Below are 26,021 nucleotides of genomic sequence, written 5' to 3' on the forward strand. Positions count from 1 at the left end.
GGTCCCTCTTTCACAGACGATGATCGATTCCATAGAAAAGATATTCGGACCCGACGGTGTCCTGGCTACCCACCTCAAAGGGTTTGAACCCCGGCCCGGCCAGATGGAAATGGCCCTGGCCGTGGCCAGGGTGCTTGATTTTCCAGACGAGTTTGACCCTGAACCAGAGAAGAAGGCCGAGTGCCTGGTAGTGGAAGCGGAAACAGGACTGGGCAAAACCATGGCCTACCTGGTACCAGCCGTCCTCTCCGGGCGGCGGGTGGTGGTGTCCACCAACACCCGCAACCTGCAGGATCAGATTCTCAAGCATGAAATCCCCTTTATCCGGCAACATATCGATCCGAACCTGAAAGCGCTCTGCGTCAAGGGACGGCAGAACTATCTCTGTCTCTATCGCTGGCACCAACTCCGCAGCGCTGCCCAGGGCGAGCTCTTTGCCAACGAAAGGACAGACAGGATCAACGAATGGCTGTCCGCCACCACTTTTGCCGACCGGGCCGAACTGAACTGGATGCCCGGCAATTCGCCCCTGTGGCAGAAAATATGCTGCCAGTCCCATTTCTGCCTCGGCAGCGACTGTCCGGACGGACCGGCCTGCTTTCTCAACCGTCTGCGCCGGGAAGCGGCCTCCTCGCGCATCCTGGTGGTCAACCATCACCTGCTTTTTTCCGACCTGGCAGTCCGCCGCTGTGGATACGGAGAGGTTCTGCCCCGGTACGAGGCAGTGATCTTTGACGAGGCCCACCACGCGGAAAACGTGGCCACAACCTTTTTTGGTCTCTCCTTTTCCCGCTACCAGATCCTCGACCTGGTGGCCGATGTGGAGCGCAGCGCCCAGGACAGTCTCGACGGTCGACATCGGGATCAGGTCCTGCAACAGGCACGCGCCCTGGACGGCCTGGCTCACCAGTTTACCAGTACCTTTCCCCCGGAACGGGGACGTTTTCCCCTGCAGCAGCTCCTTGAAACCAGCCCCGAACTGACAAGCCGGCGTGACACCCTGCTGGATGGCCTGCGCCGTCTCGGCAAGACCCTGGAAAATCTCGGCAGCAGCGACGAACCCTGGGAACAATATGGCCAGCGGGCAATGGATCTTGCCGGCCGGCTGGAGCAGATACTGAGTACCAAGCCTGCCGACTCCTGTGAAGATGCCCGGTTTGTCCTCTGGTTTGAGCGCACAGAAAGAAACCTCACTCTGTCCGCCACCCCGGTGGACGTGGCCCAGGACCTGCAGTCCACCCTCTTTACCTCGGTCAGCGGATGTATCTTCACCTCGGCAACCCTGTCTACCGGCAACTCCTTTGATTACTACAAAAGACGAATTGGCCTGCCCGAAAACACCCAAACCCTTTCCTTTCCCTCGCCGTTTGACTACCGCAACCAGACCCTTCTCTACATTCCCGAGGACGGCTTCCCCGAGCCCGCCGCCCCTGGATACACCAAGGCCCTCCATGAACAGCTCCGGGAGCTTCTCACCCTTTCCAGGGGACGGGCCCTGGTACTTTTTACCAGCTACCAGGCCATGGAACAGGCCTGGCACAGCCTGCAGGACACCCTGAACTATCCCCTGCTGCGTCAGGGGACCGCGCCCCGCCACGAGCTGCTGACCAGGTTCAGGAAAGAACGATCATCGGTGCTCCTCGGGGTTTCGAGTTTCTGGGAAGGGGTCAATATCCCAGGTGAATCTCTGAGCCTTTTGATCATCGACAAATTACCGTTTGAAGTCCCCAGCGACCCTGTTATTATGGCCCGGATCAATCGGATAAAAGACAACGGCGGCAATCCTTTCTTCGAATTCCAGGTCCCAAGGGCCATCCTTGGCCTGCGCCAGGGGGTAGGGCGGCTCATGCGCACCACCAGTGACAGCGGTGTCCTTGCCATCCTCGATATCCGGCTCTACACCAAGGGATATGGCCGGAAATTTTTAAAGAGTCTGCCCCCGGCACCTATCTGCCGTGAACTCGGGGAGGTGGAAAAATTTTTTTCCGGCCGAAAGGATTGCGTATGACAATATCAGGTGGAACCACAAGGACACGGATCAAAACCCTCACTTCAGGTTTACAAAACCAGGACACAATTTCATGAAACGATATTCCCTGTTCAACCTGTTCATCCCCCGGCACCGGTCATGAGCCTTCAACCATCTCCATCAGACATCGACAGGCTCAAAGATGCTGTAAGGCGGGAAAAAGGCCTGGTGGAAAAGACCATGCGCCAGGACCTGGCCCAGTGCCTGGCCGGCAACGATCCCCTGCTCGTCGAAGTGCTCGAATACGCCCTGTTTGGCGGTGGCAAACGGATTCGTCCCCTGCTGGCCATTCTTTCGGCCCGGATCTGCGGCTGCGACGACGATGCCATTTACCATCTTGCCGCCGCTTTTGAATACCTGCACGTGGCGACCCTGATCCATGACGATGTCATCGACCATGCCGCCACCCGGCGGGGCCGGGAAGCCGTCGGAGCGAAGTATGGCATGGCGGCTGCCATCCTGGCCGGTGACTGGCTCCATGCCCGTTCCATGTACCTCGTTGGTCAACTGGCCGGACCCGAGGGCCTGAAAGTATTCTGCAGCGCGACCACAGCCATGGTGGACGGCGAATTCCTCCAGTTGCGACACGTGGCCGACCCGCAGGTGAACAGCCGGCAGTACTTTGATGTCATCGAACGTAAAACCGGTCGTCTGATCAGCTCCACCTGTGAAATCGGTGCCATTGTCGCAAGTGCCCCCTCCCGGCAGCGCGAAGCCCTGCGCACCTACGGCGCCCGGATCGGCGCCGCCTTCCAGGTGATTGACGATCTGCTCGATTATCTGGGCGACCAGGAGGCCACAGGCAAGAAAACCGGCAATGATTTCATCGAGGGAAAACTCACCCTGCCCCTTATCCATACCCTGGAAGCGGCCTCGGCGACCGACCGGTCCACCATTACCGACTGTATCCTGGGAGACCGGAAAGATGCCAGTGCCTACACCACCATCTGCTCGATGATGGAACAGTACGAAGGCTACGCCACGGCCAGAAAAACCGCAAGTGACCTGGTTTCCCAGGGGATTGACGCCCTGGACATTTTCAGGGACGGACATCCGGAAACCTATTGGTTGCTGCGCACCCTGGCTCTGTATATATTGTCGCGAAACAGGTAATCATGTCCGGCCTGAAAAAAATTGTCCTTTTTTCCAGGAGCGGTCTCTTCACTCTTCTCGTCGCCCTGATCCTTGAGCTTGGTCTGACCGGCTGTCGTGGGGGCCAGGATCAGGTACGTACGGACAAGACGGACAGAGTTGCGACCGAAATCGCCCAGGCCGGGACAACGGCTTCCACACAGTCGCCCCCTCCCTTTGAAGAGCCCAACCTGCCTGAACCCAAAATCGATAAAGGAGCCGCTGGAGAGATTGAATCCGGCTGCTGCGGCAAGACCGGTCCGGTGGAAATCGTGCCGCGCATCGCCATTATCATCGACGACATGGGATACCATGAAAAGATTGGCAACCGGCTGATCGGGCTGGATATGAACCTCACCTTCTCCTTCCTGCCCCACGCGCCCTTTACCCTGCGCCAGGAAGAACTGGCTTACCAGGCCGGACGGGACATCCTGGTTCACCTGCCCATGGAAGCCCGGGATCCCGCCTGGGACCCTGGCCCAGGCACCCTGCGGGTCACGGATACGCCTGAAAAATTGCGCTCGACCACCATGGACAACCTCCTGGCCGTTCCCCACGCCATCGGCGCCAATAACCACATGGGGTCCAAATTCACCGAGGACAACGCAGCCATGCACCAGGTTTTGTCGATCCTGGCCAGACAAGGATTTTTCTTTATCGATTCTTATACCACCGCAAAGAGTACCGGGATGGACGAAGCACAAAAGCTGGGCCTGCCGACCGGTCGGCGGCACGTCTTTCTCGATAACCGGCACAATGAAAAGGATGTCTGCCGGCAACTCAAGCTGCTGGTTGAAAAGGCGAGAAGAGACGGATGGGCCATCGGCATCGGCCATCCCAACCAGGCCACCCTCCAGGCACTAACCCGTTGCCGTGAGCGCCTCTTGCAAAACGTCCGGATTGTGGGGGTCAGTGAATTGCTCAAAGATTCCTGAATTTTCAAAACCATAGCGATCGGCTTCACCGCGCCAAATAAGGGTATCACGGCAAGGTCATGAAAACAAAAATATCCTCCATCAACCTGCTTAAGGAGCTCGAACAGGAGAAATATCGCCGGTTTCTTGAACAGTTCACCATCATGACCCATCCGGCTGGTCACCTGGTGTTTGAGCCGGAACACACAGACAACCAGGTCTTCCTTGTCCGGTCCGGTCGAGTCCGCATCTACCTCGGCGTCGAAGACAAGGAGTTTTCTCTTGCCACCCTCGGACCCGGTGACATATACACCACCCACACCCGCGCCTATGTCCAGACCTTGACCGAGGTCACCCTGCTCACCATGCCAACAGAAACTTTTCATGCCTACATGGTCATCTACCCGGCCCTGTCGAGAACCATCATCTCCATCCTCGGCGAACTGCTCAAACAATCGTTTTCCATCATCTATTCCCTGGTGTTCAAGGACATCAGCCAGCGTCTGACTGATTTCCTGGTCCACGAGGCTCTCCATAACGGTGAGCAGGACACATGCGGTATCCGTATCCGACTGGATCTGACCATGGGCCAACTGGCCGCCATCGTCGGATCCTCCCGCCAGACAGTATCAACCATTATCGGCGAGATGCTTCGAAGCGAAGTCATTGTCCGTGAAAGCCGCGGCACCTTCCTGATCCCCAGGCTTGAACTGCTCAGAGAATATCCCAACAGTTGACGGTGAAGCGCTCTGTTAGCCGGTAATCAAAACAATATTTCTCTCCTTTCCGGCTCCCGGGAAATAATTTTCATATGTCAGGTATCTGACAGCACAACTGTTGACAGCCAGGTATATTGAACTGTCAAATCGGAAAAACAAAAAACAGCATGAACCGCAAATCGTACGCAAAGGAGATGCATTATGCCCAAGGAACTGCCACCAATCGAGGAACGCTCCCTGTGGAACGACGCCCACAAGATGCTTGCCAAAGCGGAGAAGGAAGGCATTGAAACAGCCTGGGACCGGCTCCTGCAACAGTCTCCGCATTGCACCTTTGGTGAAAGCGGGGTCTGCTGCCGGATCTGTACCATGGGTCCGTGCCGGATATCCAGGAAAGCGCCTCTGGGCGTGTGCGGTGCCGACGCCGACGTAATCGTGGCCCGCAACTTCGGCCGTTTTCTGGCCGGAGGCGCAGCAGGACACTCGGACCACGGTAGGGACTGCATCGAAGCCTTTCACGCCGTGGCCCACGGGGAAACCAAAGATTACCAGATCAAGGACGAGGCCAAGCTCCGGCGAATAGCCGCAGAACTGGGCATTACTGTGGAGGGACGGGAACCGCTTGACATCGCAAAAGACCTGGCCGAAGAATTCTGGGCCAGTTTCGGCAGCCAACGCTCCCAGGTCTGTTTTGTCAGCCGGGTACCGGAAAAGCAGCAGGAAAACTGGCGGAAACTTGGCATCACCCCGCGCGGGGTCGACCGGGAAGTCACCGAAATGATGCACCGGACCCACATGGGCTGCGACAACGACGCCGCCAACACCATGCTCCACAGCGCCCGGATGTGCCTTGCCGACGGCTGGGCCGGTTCCATGATCGCCACAGAGATATCGGACATCCTGTTTGGAACCCCGAAACCACGCAAAGCCAAGGTCAACCTGGGAGTGCTCCAAAAAGACCAGGTTAATATCCTGGTCCATGGCCACAACCCCATTGTCTCGGAAAAGATTATGGAGGCGGTCAACGATCCTGAACTTATCGCCCTGGCCAGGGAAAAAGGGGCCGCCGGCATCAACCTGGCAGGGCTATGCTGCACGGGCAACGAACTGATGATGCGCCAGGGTATACCCATGGCAGGCAACCACCTGATGACCGAGCTGGCCATTATCACCGGAGCGGTGGAGCTTATCGTGGTCGATTATCAGTGCATCATGCCAAGCCTGGTCCAGGTAGGCAACTGCTTCCACACCAAAATGATCACCACCGCCGACAAGGCCCGTTTCACCGGAGCCGAGCATATCAGGTTCGAGATGCGCAACGGCATGGACCAGGCTCGCCGCGTGGTACGAATGGCCATCGAACGCTTTCCGCTCCGCGACCAGGATCGGGTAGAGATTCCCTGCGACCCGGTCGACATTGTTACCGGTTTTTCCAACGAGGCCCTGCTCGAGGCCCTGGGCGGCAGCCTGACCCCGCTTATCGAGGCGATCAAGGCCGGCAAGATCCGTGGCGCCGTGGCCATTGTCGGCTGCAACAATCCCAAGTACAAGCACGACCACTGCAATGTCAACCTGGCCCGTGAGCTGATCAAAAAAGATATCCTGGTTCTTGCCACCGGCTGTGTGACCACGGCCGCAGGCAAGGCCGGGCTTCTGGTTCCGGAGGCCATCGACATGGCCGGTCCGGGATTGAAAGAAATCTGCGGAGCGCTCGGAATCCCGCCGGTGGTCCACATGGGTTCCTGCGTGGACAATGCCAGAATCCTGCAGCTGGCAGCCTTGCTGGCCAATGAACTCGGGGTCACCATCGCCGACCTGCCCCTGGCCGCCTCCTCGCCGGAGTGGTATTCGGAAAAGGCAGCCACTATCGGCACCTACGCGGTGGCCTCGGGTATCTACACCCATCTCGGCCATCCGCCCAACATCACCGGCTCGAAGGTCGTTACCGATCTGGCTCTGAGTGGTCTCGACGACCTGGTCGGAGCCTGCTTCGGCATCGAACCCGATCCTTTCAAGGCCGCGGATCTGATCGACAGCAGGATCCGGCAGAAACGCAAGGCCCTGGGCCTCTCCGCCTGATCAGCCAACCCATAAAAAAGAAAGGCGTCTTTCCGGACAGTTGAATCTGGAAAGACGCCTGCCTCTCACCGCGTCACCACACCGTCATATCACCCTGCAATACCCTGGCAGCGCCCTCCATTCATTCCGCTTCCTTGAATTCGGCGATGAGCGCCTGGAGCGAGGCCTTGGCATCACCGAAAAACATCCTGGTGTTGGGGTAAAAGAAGAGTGCATTCTGAATTCCGGCAAACCCGGCCCCCATGGAACGTTTGAGCACCACCACTGTCCGGGCCCGATGGGTCTCGATGATGGGCATGCCGTAGATGGGGCTGTCCGGGTCATCGAGTGCCGCCGGATTGACGACGTCATTTGCGCCGATCACCACACAGACATCGACACTGTCCATACGCGGATTTATCTCATCCATCTCCACAAGCTGATCATAGGGCACGTTGGCCTCGGCCAGCAGGACATTCATATGACCCGGCATGCGACCGGCCACCGGATGAATGGCATAGAGAACTTCGGTGCCGTTTTTCTCCAGCAGCTCACCCAGTTCACGGACCGCGTGCTGGGCCTGGGCCACGGCCAAGCCGTAACCGGGGACAAAGACCACTGTATCGGCGGCCTCCAGAAGATAATAGACATCTTCGGCCGTGGCGGGCCTGACCTCGCCCTGGGGCCCTTCACTCTTTTTCGACACCGCGCCGAAACCGGAAAAAAGGACATTGGCCAGGGAGCGGTTCATGGCCTTGCACATGATATTGGTGAGTATCACTCCCGAGGCCCCAACCAGAGCGCCGGCCACAATCAGAATATTGTTGTGGATCACGAAACCGGCGGCACAGGCGGCCAGGCCAGAATAGGAATTCAGGAGCGAGATCACCACCGGCATGTCGGCACCACCGATGGGAATGACCGAAATCACGCCGAAAACCAGAGCCAGGACCACGGTAAGCAGAAACCAGCCATAACCACCGGTCATTGCAAACAGGATTCCCGAAATCACGGCCAGGAGCAAAACAGCGCCACTGACAAGGTGCTGGCCACCAAAAATCAGGGGGCGGCCCGGTATCCGTTCACTGAGCTTTCCAAAGGCGACCATGGAGCCGGAAAAGGTTACCCCACCGATAAAGGCCGAGAGGAAGGTCACTGTGAGGAGAAAGGCGGTGTACTCATGGCCCTGGTGAAACTCGCCCCAGGCCAGGAGCAGACTGGCTATACCTCCGAACCCATTGAACAGGGCCACCATCTCCGGCATCTGGGTCATCTCCACCCGGCGGGCGGCCACCAAACCGATGCCGGAACCGATGACCAACCCCAGTACAATCCAGACATAGGCCAGTCCCGATGCCAGCAGGGTCACCACCACGGCCAGCAGCATACCGCAGGCCGAAACCAGGTTGCCGCGCCGGGCCGTGGCCGGCGAACTGAGCATCTTCAGACCGAAGATGAACAGGACCGCTGCCACCAGATAGCTGAAATTGATAAGCAGATTCACGCCGCACCTCCATCATCTTTTTTCTTGAACATCTCGAGCATCCGGTTGGTTACGGCGTAACCTCCGACCACGTTGATGGTGGCAAAGATCACAGCCAGCACCCCGAGCAGGGTGGCGAAAAAACCACTGCCCAGTTTGAGCGAGGCAATGGCCCCGACAAGGGTAATGCCGGAAATGGCGTTGGAGCCTGACATCAAAGGCGTGTGCAGGGTGGAGGGAACCTTGGCAATCAGCTCAAAGCCAAGAAAAATGGTCAGAACAAAGACAAACGCGAGATAGACAGCATCCATGGAATCGGCCTCACTTGCTCATGATTTGCTTATAGGTCTGGCTGAAGATCTCCCCGGCATGGGTGATGAGGGCCCCCTGGACCAGATCGTTTTCCAGGTCGAGCCGGAAGGACTTGCTCTCCCGGTCCCAGAAATGGTCGACAAAGTTACCGAGATTTGCGGAAAACATCTCCGAAGCGGTCACCGCCACCCGGCCGGGCAGGTTGGCAAAACCTATGATCCGGACCCCGCCGGCCTCCACCACTTCGTCTATCCGGGAGCCTTCCACATTACCGCCCGTCTCCACCGCCATGTCCACTATCACCGAACCAGGTTTCATGCGCCTGATAATGGTCCGGTCGATGATCCGGGGTGCCGGGCGGCCAAAGACCTGGGCCGTGGTGATGACCACATCGGCCAGCTCGCAGGCCCGGACCATGCCCTGCCTCTGCTTTTCCAGTTGTTCCGGGGTCAGGGCCCGGGCATAGCCATCTCTGGTGGAGCCGGTCTCTCCCAGGTCAATCTCCACGAACCGGGCACCAAGCGATTGAACCTGTTCCCTGACCTCGGGCCGGGTGTCAAAGGCCTCCACCCGGGCGCCCAGACGCCGGGCGGTGGCAATGGCCTGAAGACCGGCCACCCCGACACCTATGATAAAGACCCGGGCCGGTTTGATGGTTCCAGCCGGAGTGGTCATCATGGGCAGAATCCGATCCAGTTGTTCGCCAGCCAGGATCACCGCCACGTAGCCCCCGAGATTGGCCTGGGAGCTGAGCACATCCATCTTCTGGGCAATGGTGGTACGGGGTATCATCTCCAGACTGAAGGCGGAAATCCTGCGTTCCCGTAACCGCTCCAGGAGAGCCTGTTCATTGAAAGGATCAAGGTAGCTGACCTGTATGGTACCCGGCCTGAGCGCGTCCACCTCTTCCAGGGGCGGCTTGCGTAGCCGCAGGACCATGTCGGCCTGGCCCAGGAGCTCACTGCGGTCTTCCACCAGTCGGGCTCCGGCCTCCTGATACGCCTCATCCTCGAAACGGCACCTGCGTCCCAGCCCGCTTTCCACCAGGACCTGGGCCCCAAGACCGATCAGCTTCTTCACCGTGGCCGGCACCACCGGCACCCGTGTCTCACCGGGATGGGTTTCCCGGGGTATGCAGATCTTCAACTGGCACCTCCTCCCTGCAGGGATGCAATGGTTATCGAATCAATACGTGCATCTTTCACTATAAATTTTTTCTGCGATTGGGCAAGCCGGAGCTGAAAAAAACGGCGGTTTTCCAGATCCGGAAAACCGCCGTCCACACTACCGCAGGTTTGTTGATAACCACCGGCGTCTACAGATCTCCGACCTCAGTGGCCACCGAACCGCTCTTGCCGGGCAGGAGCAGGTTGAGGAGCACGCCGACAATGGCGGAGAGCCCGATACCCTTGACCATGAAACCGGCATACCCCAGAGCCATGTCCCCGATACCGAAAACCAGTATCAGGGAGACGATAACCAGATTGCGCGGCCTGGCCAGGTCGGTTCCCTCCCGGACCAGGGTATTCATGCCGATGGTGGCGATGGTACCAAAAAGAAGGGTCATGATGCCGCCCATGACCGGGGTGGGAATGGTGGCCAGCAAGGCGCCCAGGGTACCGGAAAAGGACAGGACAATGGCCGCCAGGGCAGCCCAGGTCATGACCGCCGGGTTGAAGGCCCGGGTCAGGGTCACGGCCCCGGTGACCTCGGAATAGGTGGTGTTTGGAGGCCCGCCGAGCATGGCCGCCAGGGAGGTGGCCAGCCCGTCTCCCATCAGCGTCCGATGCAGACCCGGTTTTTCCAGATAGTTCTTACCAGTGACATGGCTGATGGCCAACATGTCGCCGATATGTTCGATGGCCGGAGCAATGGCCACCGGAACGATGAACAGGATCGCCTGCCAGTTGAGCTGGGGGAGGACAAAGGCCGGCACCCGGAAGAGCGGCGCCTCCAGCACCGGGGTGAAGTCCACCAGCCCCAGCACCACCGACAGAATGTATCCGGCTGTGATACCGATGAGAATAGAGATCAGGCGGATCATGCCCCGGCCGAGCAGTACCGCGAGGATGGTCACCAGCAACGAGACCAGGGCCACGGCCAGGGCCGGCCCCTGGGCCACCAGCACCGCCGTGCCGTCGCCGGTCTTGCCCATGGCCAGGTGGACGGCCACCGGCGCCAGCGACAGGCCGATCACCATGATGACCGGGCCGACCACCACCGGCGGCAGGACCTTCTTGATGATGCCGCGCCCCCGGGCCTTGATCAGCAGAGCCAGCAGGACATAGACCAGGCCGGCGGCCAGCAGGCCGGACAGGGTGCCAGGAATTCCCCAGGTTTGCACGCCGTAGATGATCGGGGCGATAAAGGCAAAGGAGGAGGCCAGAAAAATGGGGACCTGCCGTCTGGTGATGACCTGAAAGAGCAAGGTTCCCAGGCCGGCGGTGAACAGGGCCACATTGGGGTCCAGTCCGGTGAGGATCGGTACCAGGACCAGGGCGCCAAAGGCAACAAACAACATCTGCAGGCCGACCAGGGCCTGCCGGAAGATACTGCTCGTATCACTTTCCGCATTCATGCTTTCACTCTTCTCCTTACTCGTTATGGTTTGTCATTGCCAGACAAACGGTCCGCAGGACCCTACTTGGTTCCGAAGATCTTGTCACCGGCATCACCGAGCCCGGGGATGATATACCCCTGCTCGTTGAGATGATCGTCGATTCCGGCCACCCAGATATCCACGTCCGGATGGGTCTCCTCCAGCCGCTTGATCCCTTCCGGAGCAGCAACCAGAAAGATACCGTTGATATCCCTGCAGCCCGCTTTTTTGAGCATATCGATGGTGGCGATCAGGGTTCCGCCGGTGGCCAGCATGGGATCGAGAATCATTGCCTTGCGTTCCGAAATGTCCTGGACCAGTTTTTCGAAATAGACCACCGGTTCCAGAGTCTCTTCATTGCGATACAGCCCCACCACCGAGACCTTGGCGCTGGGAATGGCCTTGAGCACCCCGTCCATCATGCCGAGCCCGGCCCTGAGAATGGGAACCACAGTGATCTTTTTGCCCTTGATCCGCTCCACCTCGACCGGACCGGACCAGCATTCGATGGTCACCTTTTCCGCCGGCAGGTTCTTGGTGGCCTCGTAGGTGAGCAGCATGCCGACCTCGGATGCAAGCTCGCGGAACTCTCTGGTGGAAATATCCTTTTCCCGCAGCAGCCCCAGCTTATGTCTGACCAGGGGGTGGGAAATCTCGTGTACCGCCATGACGACTCCTTTCTGAAGAAAACAGGTGAAAACAAACTGCCAATCAGTAGCACATCTCCGTGCGAAATTCAGCAACCAGAATGAAAATCTACTCCTCTCATGCGCTGCCGGGCAATCTGGAAAATGCTTGTGAATCGCCGGCATGGAGAAGTCCCGGGGATTCCAATCCACATCAGGAGCGAAGAAACTTTTGTATCAACTGCAGGTCCAGCCACACCGCCTTTTTCATCTCCGGGTGACGAAGGAGAAAGCGGGGATGATACGTGGGCATGATACGGATGTCGCGCCCCCGGGTCATCCGGGAGCGGCCAAACCGTCCCCGAAGTCGAGCCAGGGGAGCATTGCTGTTCAAAAGAGCCCTGACCGCACTTTCACCCATACCACAGATCACCCGGGGGGTAAAAGCGGCCAGTTCCCGCTCGAGCCAGACCCGGCACGCCTGTTCACAGGCAGGAGAAACCTCCGCCTCTGCAAGGCAGCATTTGACAGTGTTGGTGACATAGACCGATTCCCTGTCCAGGCCGATGGCAGCCATCATCTTCCAGAACATGGCATCCTCTTCCCGGCCCCAAATCAACTCGGCCTCAAAGCCCTCCTGCTGAACTGACCAGTCACCCACCACCACCAGTTCGGGCCGGTGACTGCCCTGGCCGGGAACCACACCCCGCCGATCTTTGGCCAGTGGGCAACGGGTGCAGCGGGCAAGCTCCTTTTCAAGCTGTGCCAGCAGAGGGCCGGCCTCGGCCGGAGATTGCCGGGTATCCCTGGCCGATGAGGACCCATAGTGGACCGGCGCTGAACCGGAAACAGCGGGTTGCCTGTCACGGTGCAGAAAAAAACGCAGAGCGTCCGACGCCGGATAACGAGAAATGCCAAGCTGCCGGTGAAAACGAAGCAGACGCCTTACCTCGCCAAGGAGAATGGTGCCGTTGCGAGGCGAAATCCGCTGCGCATCTTCCGCCGACCCGGACGAATTCGTCTGTTTTTTTGCTGACAACCGGGAACTCAATGCTTATCTTACCGATGCCTAACTTGGATCAGAGAAAAGAAAAAAGAAAAAAGAAAAAAAGCTTCGACAGGTTCATCCCTTTTTCACATATCCAACATTAAAATTTTTCAAAGGAGTACACACCATGCCAATTTACGAATACGTCTGCAAGGATTGCGGCCAACATTTTGAAATACTGACCACAGGATCTCAATCGAGCGAGACTGTCAAGTGTGAGAAGTGCGGCAGTCTCAACGTGAAAAAAACCATTTCCACCGCCTCGTTCCGCATTGGACCGGGAGGCGCCTCCATCCCGGCCGGAGCCATGTCCGGATGCTCCTCCAAGGGAGGTTTTTCCTGAGCGTAGTGGAATCAGGCCCGGGTGGCCTGACCGATACCGGCACAGCAATGAGGACAGCGGCGGGAGCAGGCTGTCCTTTTTTAGTCCTTTTTCCCCTTGGAAGGAGTGGGCGATCCGAAATCAAACACCTCTTCGTTTTTCCTGAGCAGACCATACTTCTTCCTGGCCAGCTCTTCAAGATAGGCCTCGTCCCGCTGAAGACGTTTGATCTCTCGGCGCAAACGGTCGTTCTGCTCTTCCAGAGCCATGTTCTCCCGGGCCAGGGTGTCGAGCTCTTTCTGCAGCCGCCGATACTGCAGGTAGCCCCCACCCGGGGCGAACAGGACCCAGAGCAGCACCAGAACGATCACCGCGACAACGATCTGACGCAACCGCCGTTTTTCATAGCTGGTCCAGGGACGGGATGGGGAGGCCATAGATAGCAAACTGCAAACTGTTATGGATACTGTAGCAAAAAAATGCCTGGTCAGTGCATGCCTGACCGGGATGTGCACCCGTTATGACGGCTGCATCAAATACTCCAGGCCCTGCATGGAAGCCCTGGCACCGTATCATTGGATCCCGATCTGTCCGGAACAGCTGGGCGGGCTGCCCACGCCGCGGCCACCGGCAAATCTCACTGGAGGCGATGGCTTTCAGGTCCTGGACGGCCAGGCCCGGGTACTGACCCGGGAAGGAGAGGATCTTACCGAGGCCTTCATCCGCGGTGCCCGCCAGGTTCTCCTCCTGGCAGAGATGATGGACATAAACCTGGCCTTTCTAAAAAGCGGCAGCCCATCATGCGGTGCCTCCCCGCCGGCCGGAGTGACCACAGCCCTGCTGCAGCGCCATGGTATCACGGTTCGGGAATTCTGAACCGCACTATTTACCTGAACCATCTGAGCCGGAAACCGAATTCCGCCCAACCGGGGCCAGTTCTTCGGCTCGCTTCAGTCGTTTTTCATCCAACCGCAGCAACCTGATCACCAGGATACCCGCCTCATAGAGCAGGTAGAGCGGACCGCCCATGAGGGCCATGTTGACCACATCCGGTGTGGGGGTCAGCAGGGCGGCCAGGATGGCAATGACCAGGATGGCGTAACGCCGGTTTTTTTCAAAGGTCTTTCGGGATATCACGCCCACCTGGGCACAGAAAATCATGAACACCGGCAGTTCAAAGATAACGCCGAAGGCCAGGACAAAAAGAGTGACAAAGTTGACAAACCGGCCAATAGAGATCACAGGCTTCAGCTCATGGGACTGGAACCCGAGCAGAAACTTGACCCCCAGCGGCAGGGTGACCATGTAACAGAAGATGGTACCGGCATAAAAGAGCAGACAGGTGGCGAACACAAACCAGAAGAGCTTTTTGCCCCGAACCCCGAAGGGCGCGCCCAGCGCCTTCCAGAGCACGTACATGATCCACGGCATCAACAGGTAGAGTGCTCCGAAAAAGGCAATCTTCACATGGGCCAGGAAGGGACCGGCCACCGAAAAAAAATAGAGCTTCTCATGCAGATGTTCCTGAAATATCGAAATTAAACCTGATGAGCCGATAAACAGGACCACGGTCACGACCATGACGGCAAGACCCAGGCCCCGAATCGAGCGCCGCAGCTCGGAGAGAAACAGCACCAGGCCGCTATTGAAACCGGTCGAAGTCACGACAGAAAGAAACACTCCAGCAATCAAATAAGGAGAAAATCAGAAAAATACATAAACAGGCACAAGGTAGCAAATCAGAGCTTCAAAAGCAAAACATGAATCCACAAGACAAGGATATTTGGTCTGTCTTCGGAAAAGATTTAACATTGCGCTGACCAGGCCGCCGTGATAGAAAAACAGTCGTCATTCCTTTCGATCCTGTCCGGCCCAGCCGGCATCACAGAATCACATAAACCAAAAACAAAAAAACAAAAATCATGCTTGAACTGCGTTTTATCCGGGAGAACCTGGACCTGGTCCGCGAAAAAACCATCCGCCGGGGCCTGGATCCGGCACTCATCGATGCATTTGCCCGTACCGACAGCCGGCGGCGCGACCTGCTGGCCGAAGTGGAAAACCTTAAAAACCGGCGCAACACTGTCTCGCGGGAAATTGCCCGGCTCAAAAAAGAGGGCGAGCACGAGAAGGCAGAACCGCTGATCGTGGAAATGCGGGAGGTTTCCGCCCGGATCAAGGAGCTGGACGCAGAGCTGGCCACGGTCCAGGAAGAACTGGACCGCATCGTCCTCTCCATCCCCAACCTGTGCGATGACTCGGTACCGGTGGGCCGGGACGACAGCGACAACGTGGAAATCCGCCGCTGGGGCACCCTGCCTGAGTTTACCTTTACCCCGAAGCCGCACTGGGAAATCGGCGAGCAGCTCGGAATTCTTGATTTTGAAACCTCGGCCAGGCTGGCCGGAGCCCGTTTTGCCCTGCTCAAGGGATTCGCCTCCCGGCTGGAACGTGCCTTGATCAACTTCTTCCTCGACCTGCATACCCAGAAACACGGATACACTGAAGTTCTGCCGCCCTTCATGGTCAACACCAGAACCATGACCGGCACCGGCCAGCTGCCCAAGTTCAAGGATGACCTGTTCAAGATCGAAGACTGGGACCTGTGGCTGATCCCCACCGCCGAGGTTCCGGTGACCAATATCCACAGCGGCGAGACCCTGGCCGAGGCAGATCTACCCATCAAGTACACTGCCTATACCCCCTGTTTCCGCTCCGAGGCCGGCTCCTATGGCAAGGATACCCGGGGACTCATCCGTCAGCACCAGTTCGAGAAGGTGGAGCTGGTCAAGTTCTGCACCCCTGAAACCTCCGACCAGGAACTGGAAAGCCTGCTGGCCGATGCCGAGGAGGCCCTGCAGCTTCTGGAGCTGCCCTACCGGGTGGTGACGCTCTGTACCGGTGATCTGGGATTCTCGGCCACCAAGACCTATGACATCGAAGTCTGGCTCCCGGGCCAGAACACCTTTCGCGAAATCTCGTCCTGCTCCAACTTCCTTGATTTTCAGGCCCGGCGCATGGGTATCCGCTTTCGGCCCGAAGGGGCCAGAAAAAGCCGCCTGGTCCACACCCTGAACGGCTCCGGCCTGGCCGTGGGCCGTACCCTGCTGGCCATCCTGGAAAACTACCAGCAGGAAGACGGCACCGTACGGTTACCGGAGGTGCTTGCGCCTTATTTCGAGAAACGGTTTTAAAGATGCCTGAATCCGTGAGCGTTCGAGAGCGGGTCGCAGGGCGGCGAAGTGAATTTCCTGCAGGCGTTTTTGCAAAATCAAACTGTTACGCATAAAACGGCACAGAGCCGTCACAGATTCAGGCGGCAGCCTGAAGCAGCCATAAGTTTACCGCTCAAGGGCCAGCTCGACGAGACGATCAATCAGGTCCGGAAAAGAAAGCCCGTGCTCGGCGGCCGCCTGGGGGAAAAGGCTCGTGGGGGTCATGCCCGGGATAGTGTTGGTCTCCAGGATAAAGATCTCCTCTCCGGCGACAATCATGTCAGTGCGGCTGTAGCCGCGCAGTTTGAGGGCGCGGTGCGCCTGGATACCATACTTCCGGGCCTGATCCCGAACCTGATCGCTCACCCGTGCAGGACAGATCTCAGTGGTGGCTCCGGGCTGATACTTGGCCTCGTAATCAAAAAATTCAAACCGGCTGTCCGGGATGATCTCCACCAGCGGCAGGGCTTCCAGCTCGTCATTGCCAAGCACACCCACGGTTATCTCCCTGCCCCTGACAAATTCCTCCACCATGACCTCGATGTCATGGGTGAACGCCAGTTCCAGGGCCGCTGCGAGATCGGACTCCCGGTGGACAATGGACATGCCCAGCGACGATCCCTGGCGGACCGGCTTGACCACCAGCGGCAACCTAAGGGCAGAAAGCAGGTGCCGCGGATCGGATATGTCCGCAGGCCTGGCCATTTCCCACGGAGCCACGGGCATTCCATGCAGCCTGTAGACAGTCTTTGCCAGGTTTTTGTCCATGGCCAGGGCACTGCCAAGGACCCCGGATCCCTGATATGGTATACCCAGCAAATCGAGAACCCCCTGGATGGTCCCGTCTTCTCCATGCAGGCCATGCAGAAGGATAAAGGCCACATCTATTTCATCCGCTTCGGCGGCAAGCCTGGGCAGATCGGTGGCCGGATCATACCGTGTCACTTCGTATCTTTCAGGGTCCAGAGCCTTTTCCACCTCAACCGCTCCCTTGAGAGACACCTCCCGCTCTCCGGATGTCCCGCCGGCAAGCAGGGCCAATCGCAATCGTTTCATCTTTTTGCTCCCAATTCTTGTTCAATCCATCCAGGATACCTCTGGATGATTGACAAAATCTTAAACCAGTGCCTGTCCGAAAATAAGGTTTTTCGGAGTCTCTACCTACCTGTTCGATATCAGGGAATGCGAAAAAAATCCATCATGGTTTTTTCTTCCCCATCCTCCCAACTGTTTCGCTACAGGAAAAGCAATGCGGTCACCTCCACGGGCAGGCCTGTCCGTAAAGATGACCAGGGCGCCTGCATCAGCATCCTGTGACAACTTGCCTCCTGTAAACATAGAGTGGCCGAAAAATGCTGTGCCGTAAAAAGAATGAACAATTTTTTTCTGAGAAAACAGCTTCACATCGTAGCAGCGAGATGATACTCTTTTTAAGTAGTGGCAGCGGGTAGTCGAACAAAATACACAGCACCGAGGAAGTCCATGAAAACATTCCTGCGCAAAAATTTTCGCTTGCAGCTCATCGCGCCTGTCGCCCTGGCGATGACCATAAGCATCCTGGGAGCGGTCACATTCATTGTCGTAATGCAGAACCGGGCCAGCCTGGTCATGAACGACAAGATCAATGCCGGGTTCGAACGCATTGCTGACCTGGTGAACGACGAGCTTGAAAAGCTGGCCGCCCACCACCAGAAAAGACTGCGCCAAATGGCCGAAACCGTCAAGGAAAGACTGACCCGAGACTCCCGCGAGGCCCTCATGGCCACGGCGGACACTATCCAGGATGAAATGCGGCAGATGCGCCGACAGAACGGCCAGTCTGTGGCTCTTCTCCTGGCCCAGATGGCCGGTCCAGCTGTTCTTGCAAAAGACTATGCCGCCCTGAACCAGTACATACGAAGCGTGCATAAAAATCCAGCCGTGGTCTTTGTTTTCTATATGGACAGCGGCGGACGGCCTTTGACCCGTTACCTTGACCGGAAAAACAAGAAACTCAAATCCTATCTTCCCGAAAAAAAACGTCCCGACATCGACCTTATCATCAAAAAAGGACAGGAGGACCCCGATGTACTGGTGATCGACCAACAGGTTATTTATGACGGAGACACGGTCGGGACTGTCTACCTGGCGCTGGACATGACCGAAGCCAGGGCTAAAGCTGCAGCCATGCAGGAACAATTTGAAGACCTGATAGATACAAATGAACTGCAGATAGAGACCATTCTTGGCCGGGAGTCCTCGGAGATAATTACCGCTGTCAACACGGTAATCGCCACCCTGCGCCAGCATATACAGAAGGCAGCGGCAAAAATCAGCAAAGATATCCGCCAATCCAACGAGCGCATGGCCTCACAGCTTCGCTTCTCGTTCATCATCGGCAGCCTTGCCGCCCTGGCCATAGTTATCGTCATCCTCATGCTCAACGCCCGGGCCGTCATCCGTCTCCTTGGTGGAGAACCTGCCAGCATGGTGGATATGGCCCGGCGGATCGCCGGTGGAGACCTGGACATAAAAATCAACAAAAATACTGGAGACCGAACCTCTCTGCTGGCTGCGCTCAACGACATGGTTACAAGCCTCCAGCAACTCATCAGCAAAATTACAGCCGAGAGCATGCGCCTGAGCAACACGTCCCAGGACCTTGAAAAAGCGGCTGAAGAAATGTCAGGTGACGCTCTGCAGTCTGCCGAGCGTGCAACCGCTGTCGCCGCGGCCACCGAGGAGATGAGTGTCAATATGAGTACGGTTTCCATGGCCAGCGAACAGGCGGCAAACAATGTCAATATCGTTGCAACCGCCGTGGAGGAGATGTCCTCGGCTGTCAGAGAAATAGCGGGCAATACCGACAAGGCCAGCCGCATCACCCAGGAGGCTGTCCGTTATGCGGAAAGCTCGTCCGAAAAGGTCAATACCCTTGGAGAGGCTGCCCGGGAAATATCCAAGGTGACAGAGGTCATCACCGAGATCTCCGAACAGACAAACCTGCTGGCCCTCAATGCCACCATAGAAGCGGCCAGGGCCGGCGAGGCCGGCAAAGGGTTTGCCGTGGTGGCCAACGAAATCAAGGAGCTGGCCAAACAGACCGCCGAAGCCACAGGAGAAATCAAAACCAGGATCAACTCTATCCAGGAATCAACCGACGACACGGTAAAAGAAATCCAGCAGATCTCTCAAGTTATCAATGATGTCAACGATATTGTCTCCTCCATAGCCACCGCGGTTGAAGAGCAGACCAGTGTCACCAGCGACATATCCGCCAACGTCACCGAGGCAGCGCAGGGCATCAGCGAGGTTAATGAAAATGTGGCCCAAAGTTCGGCGGTTGCCAGTGAAATAGCGCGTGACATTTCCGAGGTGAGCGATCTTGCGGACAACTCGAGAAAATGCAGTGTCAGGGTGGAAATCAGCGCCCAGATGCTCACCGCCATTGTCGAGGAAATCAAAAAAGAAACCGGTCGTTTCAAGATAGATCGCAAGGTTCTGGAATCATCGCTCCAGTCCAGCGGCATAAATCAGGGCGAGAATGAAATTTTCAGCTGGAGCAGTGGTCTGTCCGTGGGAATCGAGACCATCGACAACCAGCACAAAAAACTGGTCGACTTGGTCAACAAACTGTACCGGGCGGTAATAAATAATGAAAACAGAACAGTGACCGGCGAGATACTCGATCAACTCATCAGCTACACAGCAGAGCACTTCCAAACAGAAGAACGTCTCTTTGACAAGTATGGTTACCCGGAGACCAGCCAGCACAAGGAAATACACAAAAAGCTGGTCAACCAGGTCGTGGACTTTCAGAACCAGTTCAAAGCCGGCGCCGAACTGGACATGTCGCTGCTGGAATTCCTCAAGGACTGGCTTGTCAAACACATTATGGGCACAGACAAGCGTTACTCCGACTTCCTCCGCCAGCACGGTGTATCCTGACCAAACAGAAGCTTGCGGCTGGACCGTCTCCGGCCGCAAGCTTTTCCCAGGTACGACTCTGCCGGCAGGCAAAAGTTTTTCCCAGACAGTGGAATTTCCCTTGGCCTGAATCCCCCTTCTCCTCGGGCCAGCGCCGAAACCTTGAGTACGACATGCGGGTTTCAGACTCAAACCCGCCCTTTCAACGACTCTTTAATTCTGGCCCATCGTTTGGTTTTACGCTACCATGGCGATCATGGACAAATCCCTTTGCACACAGTTGGCAGCCATTGTCGGCCGGGAACACTGCCTGACCTCACCGGAAGAACTTGCCTGTTACAGTTATGATGCAAGCGGTCAGGTCTTCATGCCCGAGGTGGTCCTGTTTCCCGACCGGGCGACACAGGTAGCGGCAATTCTTCGCCTGGCCAATCAGCATCATTTTCCGGTGGTTGCCCGTGGAGCGGGCAGCGGCATGACCGGCGGCTCCCTGCCGGTACACGGTGGTGCAGTACTGGCCTGCAGCCGGATGAACCGGATATTGGAAATAGATCCCGACAATATGGTCTGCGTTGTCGAGCCGGGAGTCGTCACCGGTGAGCTGCAGGAAGCTGCTCTCCAGCACGGACTCATGTATGCTCCGGATCCAGCCAGCTTGAAATTTTGCACCATCGGCGGTAACGTGGCCGAATGCGCCGGTGGTCCGAGCGCGGTCAAATATGGTGTGACCCGTGACTCCCTGCTGGGCCTGGAAGTGGTCCTGCCCACCGGTGAGATCATGCGGACCGGGGTCCGCACCGAAAAGGGGGTGGCAGGCTATGACCTGACCCACCTTCTTGCCGGCTCCGAGGGTACCCTGGGCATCTTCACCAGGCTGACCCTGCGGCTTTATCCAGCTCCCGAAGCCAGAAGCACCTTTCTTCTGACCTTCAAATCGCTCGCTCGTGCCACAGCCCTGGTAAGCGAAATACTGAAAGCCGGCCTCTCTCCGTGCACACTGGAATACATGGACAGGACAGCAATCAGCGTGGTTGCTGACAGAATTTCGCTCCCATTACCCCCATCACCAGAGGCCCTCCTGCTGGTGGAACTTGACGGGAGCAGGACCTCGGTTTCCGAACAGATTCGACAACTGAGCAGGTTTCTGGACGAAAGAGACATATCGTATCTCCTGGCCAGCGACGATGAAGAGGTTTCCCAACTATGGCAGGCCCGCCGGGCCATCTCACCGGCCAGCTTTGCCATCAAACCCCATAAAATCAGCGAGGACGTGGTGGTCCCACGCTCATTGATTCCTGAGCTGGTCAGGTTCACCAACGAACTGGGCCAGCGCTTCGAACTGACCATTCTCACCTTTGGCCACGCCGGTGACGGCAATATTCATGTCAATATCATGCTGGATAAAACCAACCAGGATGAACTCGAACGCGCCCTCAAGGCGAGAAGCAAACTCTTCACCCAGGTCCTCAAGCTCCAGGGAACCATCTCGGGAGAACATGGAATCGGCATCACCAAGTCGTCTTTTCTCGGCCGGGAACTCGATCCCACTGCCCTTGCGCTCATGCAAAAAATCAAGAACCTCTTTGACCCAAACGACATCCTCAACCCGGGCAAGATATTTCCCCGGCAGAAAGAACAATCTGGCAACGATTGAACATGACACTTGTGGTCAATGAAATATTTTACAGTATCCAGGGTGAATCGACCTATGCCGGATTGCCCTGTATCTTTGTCCGCCTCACCGGCTGCAATCTCCGCTGCACCTATTGTGATACCCGGTATGCCTTTGACCAGGGTCGTACGATGACTCTGGTCCAGATCGAACACCAGATCAGTCAACACCGGTGTTCCCTGGTTGAGATTACCGGTGGCGAGCCGCTTCTGCAGGAACAAACCCCGGAACTTGTCCGCCGCCTGCTGAACCGCGGGTACCGGGTACTGCTGGAGACCAACGGCAGCCAGGATATCAGCCGGGTGGACAGCCGCTGTAGACGGATTATGGACCTGAAATGTCCATCCAGCAGCGAGGTGGAGCAAAATATCCTGGAAAATCTCCACCATCTCACTCCTGTCGATGAAATCAAATTCGTCCTTGGTGACCGACACGACTACGAATGGACGCGGGAAATTATCCAGCAAGTCCGCTCCCTCAAACTTAAAAACACCATCCTGCTTTCAACCGTTACAGAAAAACTTGACCACGCCACCCTGGCCCGGTGGATCCTTGAGGACAGCCTGGAAGTACGGCTCCAGGTACAACTCCACAAGATCATCTGGGCCCCCGACACAAGAGGAGTATAGACACCAGCCATGGAGCAGCAGAAAAAAAAAGCCGTGATTCTTTTCAGCGGCGGCCTCGACTCCACCACGGTGCTGGCCCTGGCCCGGGCCGAGGGCTACTCCGTCCATGCCCTCAGTTTCCGCTACGGGCAGCGCCACATGCAGGAACTGGCTGCGGCCACTAAGATTGCCCATCTCATGGGAGTCGAAAAGCACCTGGTCATCGATATCAACATGCGGGATATCGGAGGTTCCGCCCTGACCGACGATATCGAAGTCCCCAAAATAGACCAACCTGGCCACGAAGAAGGTGAAATCCCGGTAACCTATGTCCCGGCCCGCAACACCATCTTTCTCTCCTTTGCCCTGGGCTGGGCCGAGGTTCTGGGATCCGATTCCATATTCATCGGGGTCAACGCCATTGACTACAGCGGCTACCCCGACTGCCGACCGGAATTCATCAGCGCCTTTGAAAAGATGGCCAACCTGGCCACAAAAGCCGGGATCGAAGGTACTACCAGGATCCGGATCAAAACCCCGCTTCTGCACATGAGCAAGGCGGATATCATCAGAAAGGGCCTGGAACTGGGGGTGGATTACGGTATGACCCACAGCTGTTACGATCCCTCGCAGGAGGGGTACGCTTGCGGTCGCTGCGATTCCTGCATCCTGCGAAAACAGGGGTTTGCCAGGGCCGGTGTCCCCGATCCCACCCGATACCGGTGAAATCATGGATGTGCGGACAGGAAGGGCTTTTCGCCAGGGAGCCAGAACAGCAAGAAAACATTTCTGTTGACAACAGCCTCCTGCCTGAATATACTGACATATTCAGTTATTTATTTTACACTCACTTAACCGGCGTCCTGCCGCCAGCAAAGGATGTGATTTCCAATGATCGAAGTAGAAGTACGGGGCGACCTTGAGTATGCCATCCGACAGCTGAAGAAGAAACTGCAGATCGATGGCATCAAACGCGAACTCAAACGACGTGAATATTACGAAAAACCCAGTATCAAACGTCGTCGTAAAAAGGCCGAAGCCCTGCGCAAGCTTCGCAAGTACAACCGGATGAGAAGCCGGTACTAGTACGGAAAAGGTCTGCCTGGCCGGGCAGGCCTTTTTTATTCTTCAACCCCCGCATTTCCCCTGAGCAAACCTGCCATTCAAAATCTGTTAGACAGCTATCTTTCGTACCTGACAGTCCAGAAGAGACTGGCGCCCCATACCATCGAGGCCTATGGCTCGGACCTGCATTTCTTCCTCGATTTTCTGAGCCGACAGATTACCGATCCGGCCGAGATCACGACCAGCCACATCCGGGATTTTTTCCTTCACTGTCACAAACAGGGCATTGGTTCGCGAAGCAACGCCAGACGACTGGCTGCCCTGCGCTCGTTTTTTGCCTTTCTCAGCGGCCAGGGCATACTGAGCACCAATCCGGTCCTGGATATCGATCCGCCCCGAACAGGTCGCACCCTGCCCAAGGCCCTGAGCATCTCCGAGGTGGACCGCCTGTTAACCCCGTCGTCAGCTCCGTCTCCCCTTGATCTTCGCAACCATGCCATGCTCCACCTTCTCTACGCCACCGGCATCCGGGTCTCGGAGCTCGTCAACCTGCCACTGCGCAGCTGCAACCTGACCAGCTGTCATGTGCGTGTTCTCGGCAAAGGCAACAAGGAGCGCATGGTTCCCTTTGATGAGACCACCCGGGAACGGTTAACCACCTACCTGGAGCAGGGCCGCCCCCTGCTGCTGAAAAACCGGCCTTCCACCCTGTTTTTCGTCACCACCCGGGGACGGGCCATGACCCGCAACCGGTTCTGGCAGATCATCACCGAGGCGGCAAGAAACGCCGGCATCCGCCAACGGGTCAGCCCGCATATGCTGCGCCACTCCTTTGCCACCCATCTGCTGGCCGGAGGCGCCGATCTGCGGGCCGTCCAGATGATGCTTGGCCACAGCGACATCACCACCACCCAGATCTATACCCAGGTCGACAAAAACCGCCTCAAGGCCATCCACCGGCGGTTCCATCCCAGGGGCTAATCTCCGTATTCATATGGTGATCAGCGGGGTCGGCCGATCCTGAGTCGAGACGATGAGCTCCGGCCCATGCTCGATGCCGCCCAGACTGTTTTGAACAGTCTCCAGAGCCAGCCGGGGATCGTTGTTGGTCTCGCTCAAGTGGGCCAAAATCACCTGGCGCAAAGAAGGATGGCAGAGCTTACGAAGGAGTGAGCCGGTTTCATCGTTGGCCAGGTGCCCCTGGCTGGAACGGACCCGCTGCTTGAGCACCATGGGATAGGGGCCATCCATGAGCATCTGCGGATCATGGTTCGCCTCCAGGATAAGCCCCTGGCAGCGACTCAGATGATGACTGATAAGCCGGGTAATCCGCCCGGTATCGGTACAATAGCCCAGGGCATGCTGCCCATCACTGATCACAAAACCCACCGGATCCGCTGTGTCGTGGGAGATGGCAAAAGGATGGATTTCAAGACCGTTGATGGTGAAACGCTCTCCGGTGGCGAACTCACGACGGCAAAAGAGTTTTTTCAACCTCGACGAGGAGGCCCGGTGGGTTGGATCATTGGCCCAGACCGGCAGACTGCAGCGACGGGACAGAACACCGACCCCGCTGATATGATCGTTGTGTTCATGGGTGACCAGAATCGCGGTCAAATGCTTGGCTGAGCGGCCGATCAGCTCCAGCCTCCGAACGACCTCCCGCCCCGAGAACCCTCCATCGATGAGCAGCCGGGTATCGCCGGACTCCACCAGGGTACAGTTGCCCCTGGAACCACTCCCCAGAACACAGCAGCGCATGATCAGACCCCGGTATGACCAAATCCGCCACTGCCACGGCTGGTGGAATCCAGGGTCTCGACCACTTTTAACCGGGCCTGGCGAACCGGAGCCAGGACCAACTGGGCAATGCGGTCCCCCGGGTGAATGGTGAAGGGTTCCCGTCCCAGGTTCACCAGGGCCACCTTGATCTCGCCCCGATAATCGGCATCAATGGTACCAGGAGCGTTAATCACCGTCAGGCCATGTTTTACCGCCAACCCGGATCTGGGACGGACCTGAACCTCGAACCCGGATGGAATCGCCAGACCGAAACCTGTGGGCACCAACGCCCGTTCTCCGGACTTCAGTGTCAAAGGTCCATCCAGGGCTGCGGCCACATCCATCCCCGAGGCCAGTTCAGAGGCATATTCCGGTAATTTCACTTCTGAACATTTTTCTTTTTGAAACCAACAAAATGAAACCGTCACTTTTTCCACTTGTAACCCCTTACGCAAAAGCTCTCCAGTCCAACAGTTTTGAGGAATCATTCCCGAAGCACCATGGCCCTTGAAACGAAATCTCTCTGATATCG

At 57.2% G+C, this 26,021-nt stretch carries 25 protein-coding genes; 14 read left to right on the forward strand and 11 right to left on the reverse strand.

Annotated features, from left to right (window positions below; translation table 11 throughout):
* The first annotated feature begins 19 nt into the window (after positions 1–19).
* From yoaA to cooS, 5 genes are all read left to right on the forward strand, one after another.
* Positions 20–2,008: a DNA repair helicase YoaA gene (gene yoaA / locus ACXJJY_RS12865; RefSeq protein WP_456388645.1), complete on the forward strand. Its 1,989-nt coding sequence runs from the start codon at positions 20–22 to the stop codon at positions 2,006–2,008.
* A 120-nt stretch (positions 2,009–2,128) separates the two neighbouring features.
* Positions 2,129–3,142, forward strand: a complete 1,014-nt coding sequence (locus ACXJJY_RS12870; RefSeq protein ID WP_456388647.1) for a polyprenyl synthetase family protein — start codon at positions 2,129–2,131, stop codon at positions 3,140–3,142.
* A gap of 2 nt (positions 3,143–3,144) precedes the next feature.
* Positions 3,145–4,095 carry a divergent polysaccharide deacetylase family protein gene (locus ACXJJY_RS12875; protein ID WP_456388649.1) on the forward strand — a complete coding sequence of 317 codons (951 nt, stop codon included), beginning with the start codon at positions 3,145–3,147 and terminating at the stop codon, positions 4,093–4,095.
* Positions 4,096–4,154: 59 nt separating this feature from the next.
* Entirely contained in the window at positions 4,155–4,811 is a 657-nt protein-coding gene (locus ACXJJY_RS12880; RefSeq protein WP_456388651.1) for a Crp/Fnr family transcriptional regulator, read from the forward strand.
* A gap of 183 nt (positions 4,812–4,994) precedes the next feature.
* Positions 4,995–6,872, forward strand: a complete 1,878-nt coding sequence (gene cooS, locus ACXJJY_RS12885) for an anaerobic carbon-monoxide dehydrogenase catalytic subunit (protein ID WP_456388653.1) — start codon at positions 4,995–4,997, stop codon at positions 6,870–6,872.
* Between the two features lie 121 nt (positions 6,873–6,993).
* Here the strand turns inward: cooS and ACXJJY_RS12890 are convergent, their stop codons facing one another.
* The 6 genes from ACXJJY_RS12890 to ACXJJY_RS12915 form a co-directional block, all read right to left on the reverse strand.
* Complete coding sequence (locus tag ACXJJY_RS12890; RefSeq protein ID WP_456388655.1) at positions 6,994–8,355, reverse strand: NAD(P)(+) transhydrogenase (Re/Si-specific) subunit beta; 1,362 nt, start codon at positions 8,353–8,355, stop codon at positions 6,994–6,996.
* Complete coding sequence (locus ACXJJY_RS12895; protein WP_456388657.1) at positions 8,352–8,645, reverse strand: NAD(P) transhydrogenase subunit alpha part 2; 294 nt, start codon at positions 8,643–8,645, stop codon at positions 8,352–8,354. The genes ACXJJY_RS12890 and ACXJJY_RS12895 overlap by 4 nt, the downstream gene beginning before the upstream one ends.
* Before the next feature lie 10 nt (positions 8,646–8,655).
* Positions 8,656–9,792 carry a Re/Si-specific NAD(P)(+) transhydrogenase subunit alpha gene (locus ACXJJY_RS12900; protein WP_456388659.1) on the reverse strand — a complete coding sequence of 379 codons (1,137 nt, stop codon included), beginning with the start codon at positions 9,790–9,792 and terminating at the stop codon, positions 8,656–8,658.
* 169 nt (positions 9,793–9,961) lie between these two features.
* Positions 9,962–11,224, reverse strand: coding sequence for a uracil-xanthine permease family protein (locus ACXJJY_RS12905; protein WP_456388661.1), 1,263 nt, complete (start codon positions 11,222–11,224; stop codon positions 9,962–9,964).
* Between the two features lie 62 nt (positions 11,225–11,286).
* Positions 11,287–11,913: a uracil phosphoribosyltransferase gene (gene upp / locus ACXJJY_RS12910; RefSeq protein WP_456388663.1), complete on the reverse strand. Its 627-nt coding sequence runs from the start codon at positions 11,911–11,913 to the stop codon at positions 11,287–11,289.
* A 172-nt stretch (positions 11,914–12,085) separates the two neighbouring features.
* Entirely contained in the window at positions 12,086–12,910 is an 825-nt protein-coding gene (locus ACXJJY_RS12915; RefSeq protein ID WP_456388665.1) for a uracil-DNA glycosylase, read from the reverse strand.
* A gap of 136 nt (positions 12,911–13,046) precedes the next feature.
* Between ACXJJY_RS12915 and ACXJJY_RS12920 the strand changes: the two genes are divergently transcribed.
* On the forward strand, positions 13,047–13,262 hold the full coding sequence (locus ACXJJY_RS12920) for an FmdB family zinc ribbon protein (protein WP_456388667.1): 216 nt from the start codon (positions 13,047–13,049) through the stop codon (positions 13,260–13,262).
* 80 nt (positions 13,263–13,342) lie between these two features.
* Here the strand turns inward: ACXJJY_RS12920 and ACXJJY_RS12925 are convergent, their stop codons facing one another.
* Positions 13,343–13,678 carry an FtsB family cell division protein gene (locus tag ACXJJY_RS12925; protein ID WP_456388669.1) on the reverse strand — a complete coding sequence of 112 codons (336 nt, stop codon included), beginning with the start codon at positions 13,676–13,678 and terminating at the stop codon, positions 13,343–13,345.
* Positions 13,679–13,700: 22 nt separating this feature from the next.
* Between ACXJJY_RS12925 and ACXJJY_RS12930 the strand changes: the two genes are divergently transcribed.
* On the forward strand, positions 13,701–14,117 hold the full coding sequence (locus tag ACXJJY_RS12930; protein WP_456388671.1) for a 2-thiouracil desulfurase family protein: 417 nt from the start codon (positions 13,701–13,703) through the stop codon (positions 14,115–14,117).
* Between the two features lie 6 nt (positions 14,118–14,123).
* Here ACXJJY_RS12930 and tatC read toward each other — a convergent pair whose 3' ends face one another.
* Positions 14,124–14,906, reverse strand: a complete 783-nt coding sequence (gene tatC / locus ACXJJY_RS12935; RefSeq protein ID WP_456388673.1) for a twin-arginine translocase subunit TatC — start codon at positions 14,904–14,906, stop codon at positions 14,124–14,126.
* 257 nt (positions 14,907–15,163) lie between these two features.
* Between tatC and serS the strand changes: the two genes are divergently transcribed.
* Positions 15,164–16,435 (forward strand): serine--tRNA ligase, encoded by a 1,272-nt coding sequence (gene serS / locus ACXJJY_RS12940; protein WP_456388675.1) that lies wholly within the window; start codon positions 15,164–15,166, stop codon positions 16,433–16,435.
* Between the two features lie 147 nt (positions 16,436–16,582).
* Here the strand turns inward: serS and ACXJJY_RS12945 are convergent, their stop codons facing one another.
* The gene (locus ACXJJY_RS12945; protein WP_456388677.1) at positions 16,583–17,512 is read right to left on the reverse strand and encodes a D-alanine--D-alanine ligase family protein; all 930 of its coding nucleotides are present in this window, start codon (positions 17,510–17,512) and stop codon (positions 16,583–16,585) included.
* A 426-nt stretch (positions 17,513–17,938) separates the two neighbouring features.
* Here ACXJJY_RS12945 and ACXJJY_RS12950 point away from each other — a divergent pair, with 426 nt between their 5' ends.
* From ACXJJY_RS12950 to xerD, 6 genes are all read left to right on the forward strand, one after another.
* A complete protein-coding gene (locus ACXJJY_RS12950) occupies positions 17,939–20,383 on the forward strand; it encodes a bacteriohemerythrin (protein WP_456388679.1) in 2,445 nt (814 codons plus the stop codon).
* Positions 20,384–20,618: 235 nt separating this feature from the next.
* Positions 20,619–22,016, forward strand: coding sequence for an FAD-binding oxidoreductase (locus ACXJJY_RS12955; RefSeq protein ID WP_456388681.1), 1,398 nt, complete (start codon positions 20,619–20,621; stop codon positions 22,014–22,016).
* A gap of 2 nt (positions 22,017–22,018) precedes the next feature.
* Positions 22,019–22,663 carry a radical SAM protein gene (locus ACXJJY_RS12960; RefSeq protein WP_456388683.1) on the forward strand — a complete coding sequence of 215 codons (645 nt, stop codon included), beginning with the start codon at positions 22,019–22,021 and terminating at the stop codon, positions 22,661–22,663.
* Positions 22,664–22,672: 9 nt separating this feature from the next.
* Positions 22,673–23,368 (forward strand): 7-cyano-7-deazaguanine synthase QueC, encoded by a 696-nt coding sequence (gene queC / locus ACXJJY_RS12965; RefSeq protein WP_456388685.1) that lies wholly within the window; start codon positions 22,673–22,675, stop codon positions 23,366–23,368.
* A 165-nt stretch (positions 23,369–23,533) separates the two neighbouring features.
* Positions 23,534–23,728 carry a 30S ribosomal protein S21 gene (gene rpsU, locus ACXJJY_RS12970; protein WP_267927723.1) on the forward strand — a complete coding sequence of 65 codons (195 nt, stop codon included), beginning with the start codon at positions 23,534–23,536 and terminating at the stop codon, positions 23,726–23,728.
* A 126-nt stretch (positions 23,729–23,854) separates the two neighbouring features.
* Positions 23,855–24,688, forward strand: coding sequence for a site-specific tyrosine recombinase XerD (gene xerD / locus ACXJJY_RS12975; RefSeq protein ID WP_456388689.1), 834 nt, complete (start codon positions 23,855–23,857; stop codon positions 24,686–24,688).
* Between the two features lie 9 nt (positions 24,689–24,697).
* On the opposite strand, the gene ACXJJY_RS12980 is transcribed toward xerD, so the two are convergent.
* Positions 24,698–25,468 (reverse strand): MBL fold metallo-hydrolase, encoded by a 771-nt coding sequence (locus ACXJJY_RS12980; protein ID WP_456388687.1) that lies wholly within the window; start codon positions 25,466–25,468, stop codon positions 24,698–24,700.
* Positions 25,469–25,470: 2 nt separating this feature from the next.
* Positions 25,471–25,926, reverse strand: a complete 456-nt coding sequence (gene dut / locus ACXJJY_RS12985) for a dUTP diphosphatase (protein ID WP_456388691.1) — start codon at positions 25,924–25,926, stop codon at positions 25,471–25,473.
* Positions 25,927–26,021 lie beyond the last annotated feature (95 nt).

The sequence above is a fragment of the Desulfolithobacter sp. genome, assembly GCF_054025815.1.